Raw genomic sequence first — 3692 nt, forward strand, 5'->3', positions numbered from 1 at the left:
CCACCCCCCGGCGGGGGGGGGGCCGCCGCCCCCCCGCGGCCCCCCCCCCCCCCCCCCCCCGGGGGGGCCGGGCGGGGCCCGCCCCCCCCCCCCCCCCCCCCCCCCCCCCCCCGGCCCCATCGAATACCACCTGTCTAGGAGAGACCATGAAGAACCTGCGCAATGCCGCCTCGCTCACCGTCGCCGCCGCCTCCGTGCTCGGCCTCGGCCTCGGTTTCGTCGGCCAGGCGTCCGCCGAGACGCCGGCCTCCGGCAGCGCGGTGATCTCGGAGAGCAACACCTTCCTGGTGAACGCCGCCTCCCAGGGCATCATCGCCGTGCCGCTGCCCTCGGCGACCGCGTCGTACTCCGGCACCACCGGGGTCTCGGCGACCTTCCCGGTCACCGGCGGAGACGCCAACCTGACCGGCTTCTACGGGACCGCCCGGCTGGGCGGCGCGCTCCTGGTGGTGGACGCGAAGACGCTGCGCTCTGTGACCTTCTCCCAGCTCACCTACGACCTCTACAGCGACCAGATCTCCGGCGTCCCCACGAACGGGACCACCGCGGTGCCGCTGTTCGTGCCGACGGGCGACATCCGGGTGGACAAGGCGGGTGCGGGCGCCGTCTTCAGCGCCTCCGAGGTGGACCTGGACCCGACGGGCGCCGACTACCTGAACACCAAGCTGAAGACCGCCTTCTTCACGGCCGGCGACTCGGTCGGTTCGCTGGTGCTGAACTTCACCCCGGCGAGCTGAAACCGCTCGTCCCGGTCGACGGGGGCGGACGCCTCGGCGTCTGCCCCCGCCGTGTCCGCACGCCGCCCACGCCACCGGTCGCGCACCGGCGAAAGGGGCGCCGCGAGCCGACGGTGTTGTCGTCCCGTACATCTGATGGACCGTCATCGGTCACCGCACGCGGGCGCAATGAGGCGGAGACTCCGCGTTCTTCGGCGCGGACGCAGGGAACGCAGAGAGGAACACCCGCCATGGAACAGCGACCGCGCCGGACGCCCCGCACCGGGGGGAGGTTGCGCAGGGCCCTGGCGATGGTGCCGTGCGCCGTACTGCTGCTGGGCTTCCTCGCGGCGCTGCCGCCGGACGCACACACGACCGGGGTGGCCCAGGCCGCCACGGGAACGACGGTGCCGGGACCCAGGATCTGGGATCCGGCCACGCAGACCAAGGGCGAACCCGGCTCGGTCACGGTGAGCCAGACCGCCAACCTCACCGACCAGGTCGTGCACGTCTCCTGGAAAGGGTTCACACCGACCACCAACGACCCGGTGGTGATCCTGCCCAACAACAACTCGGCCGCGTACCCCGTGCGGGTCTACCAGTGCCGGGGGACCGACCCGAAGATCACCGACTGCTACGGCAGCAGCCTCTACAACGCCGACGCGGCGAAGGGCTTCGACCAGGAATGGCCCGGCGCAGGCAGCACCACGCCGGAATTCCCGACGAACGCGCAGGTGTCCTTCACGCACGCCGACGGCACCGGCTCCGTCGACATCGAGGTCTGGACCTCCGAGCAGAGCCAGACGCTGGGCTGCGACCCCCACCACGCCTGCTCGATCGTGGTCGAGGCCAACTACGGCGGCGACGCGTGGGACGTCAACGCCGCCGGGAGCGCGGCCAAGTGCGACGACCACACCTACGACACGGACTACGGAGCCCTCGACAGCGTCAACTTCGGGCAGGACTTCCAGACCGGCTTCGCGGACGGCGAGTCCTGCGCCTGGGCGAACCGGGTGAAGATCCCGCTGACGTTCGCGCCCACCCCGACGGACTGCAAGGAGACCGCGGCCGACTTCAGCATCCAGGGGCTGGAGATGGCCAACCGGGCGCTCCAGCAGTGGCGTTCAGGCTTCTGCGGCGACGCGTCGCCGATCAGCGTCCAGTACACGCCCAGTGGCGGTGAGCCGCAGGCCAGGGCGCAGTTCCGGCAGACGCTCGGCAGTGACGTCGCGCTCACGGCACTGCCCGACACCGAGGGCGCGACCCGCCCCTACGTCTACTCGCCGCTGGCGAACACCGGGATCTCGGTGGTCTTCGTCGTGGACGACGACAAGACCGGCGCGCAGATCCTGCACATGCGCCTCAACGCGAGACTCATGGCCAAACTGCTCACCCAGTCCTACGTCGGTGACCAGGGCGTCAGGCCCGGGGACGCCGCGTTCGCCTCGGTGGACGGCAACCCCGCCTGCCTGTTCGACGACCCGGAGTTCGTCCAGCTCAACCCCGGCGACCCGCAGAACGGCCCGAACTGGCCGGTCTGCAACCAGTACTCCCTGCCCATCGTGGTGGGCGGCACCACCGACCTGGTGCAGCAGCTGACCTCCTGGATCGCGGCCGACCCCAAGGCCGAGCAGTTCCTCCAGGGGATGCCCGACCCGTGGGGCATGCACCTGGACACCTTCTACCTGCGGCCGGGTTACGCCGGCTACCCCACCGACTCGTTCGTCCCGCAGGACGCGAGCGGGAAGTTCGACAACGGCGGCGCGGGCGTGTCGTACCGCAAGCAGCTGGAGTGGAACCCCCTGCTCGGCGGGCTCGGCCAGGTGGCACGCCATGTGCTCAGCGCCCAGCCCAGCTGCAACACCGTGAGCTTCGACGCGGTCACCCACGCACGGACGGACGGGCACTGCGCGGCCCTGCTTCCCGGGCAGCGCTCGGTTCTCGGCATCCTGGACGCGGGCCAGGCCAGGGCGTACTCCCTGCCCGAGGCCGAACTGCAGAACCCGGCGGGTGCGTTCGTCGCCCCGACCGCCGACGGGCTGCAGGCCGCGGTCGGCGACATGCCGGTGGACGCCTCGACCGGAACACAGGCGCTGCCGTACGGCAAGCCGGGCACCGACTTCGCCAAGGACAAGGACGCCTATCCGCTGACGACGGTGCAGTACGCGATGCTGCCGACCAAGGGGCTGACGGAGAAGAAGGCGGACAAGATCAGCCAGTTCGTGTCGCGGGCCACCGACCCCGGAAGGGGCCAGATCTACGGCTTCCAGCCGGGCCGGCTCGCCCCCGGCTTCCTTGACCTGACACCGACCCAGCAGAAGCAGGCGCAGGCCGCGGTCAAGCACGTGCAGGGCCAGGACGGCGCCTACCCGGGCAACCAGAGCGGGCCCTCCGGCTCGGACGGCCCGGTCGACGGAGGTTCCGGCGGCGGCGCCGCCGCAGGCGGTACGAGCGGCGGCTCGGCGTCCGGCGATCTCGGCGGCGGGAGCGCGGGCGGTGCGGCCTCCGGTGGCGCAGGCGGCGCCGCGGCCGGCGGTGCGACGGCCTCCGGCGGCGCCGGTACCCGGACGGCAAGGAACGGCGGACCGCTGGACGCCCAGCCCGCCGCGTCGGGGTCGCTCGACCCGGACCGGGCCGGCGGGGCGCGGTTCGTGCTGCCCGCGCTGCTGATCGCGGGCGGGGTCCTGCTGCTCGGCGCGCCCGCCGCGCTCGTCCTCACCGGCACCCCCGCAGGGGAGACCGCCCGCAGGCGGATGCGTGACGCCACCGCCGCGGCACGGCGCGGACTGGGCCGGCTGCGGCCGGGCCGCTGACCGGCGCCAGGCCGGGGGGGGGGGGGGGGGGGGGGGGGGGGGGGGGGCGGCCCCCCCCCCCCCCCCCCCCGCCGCCGGGTGTGCGGCGGCGCGGGTGGGGTCAGGCCGCGAAGGCGGGCCGCAGCACGTCCTGGCACCACTGCCGGAAGGTCGTCGGGGAGGC

2 protein-coding genes are annotated in these 3692 nt (G+C 73.5%); both read left to right on the forward strand.

All coding sequences use genetic code 11. From position 1 onward, the window contains the following. The first annotated feature begins 146 nt into the window (after positions 1-146). Positions 147-737 (forward strand): hypothetical protein, encoded by a 591-nt coding sequence (locus ACGFMP_RS21215; protein WP_393674285.1) that lies wholly within the window; start codon positions 147-149, stop codon positions 735-737. A gap of 230 nt (positions 738-967) precedes the next feature. Beyond that, complete coding sequence (locus ACGFMP_RS21220) at positions 968-3529, forward strand: hypothetical protein (RefSeq protein ID WP_393674286.1); 2562 nt, start codon at positions 968-970, stop codon at positions 3527-3529. Positions 3530-3692 lie beyond the last annotated feature (163 nt).

Source organism: Streptomyces sp. NPDC049040 (assembly GCF_043197715.1).
Taxonomy (GTDB): Bacteria; Actinomycetota; Actinomycetes; order Streptomycetales; family Streptomycetaceae; genus Actinacidiphila.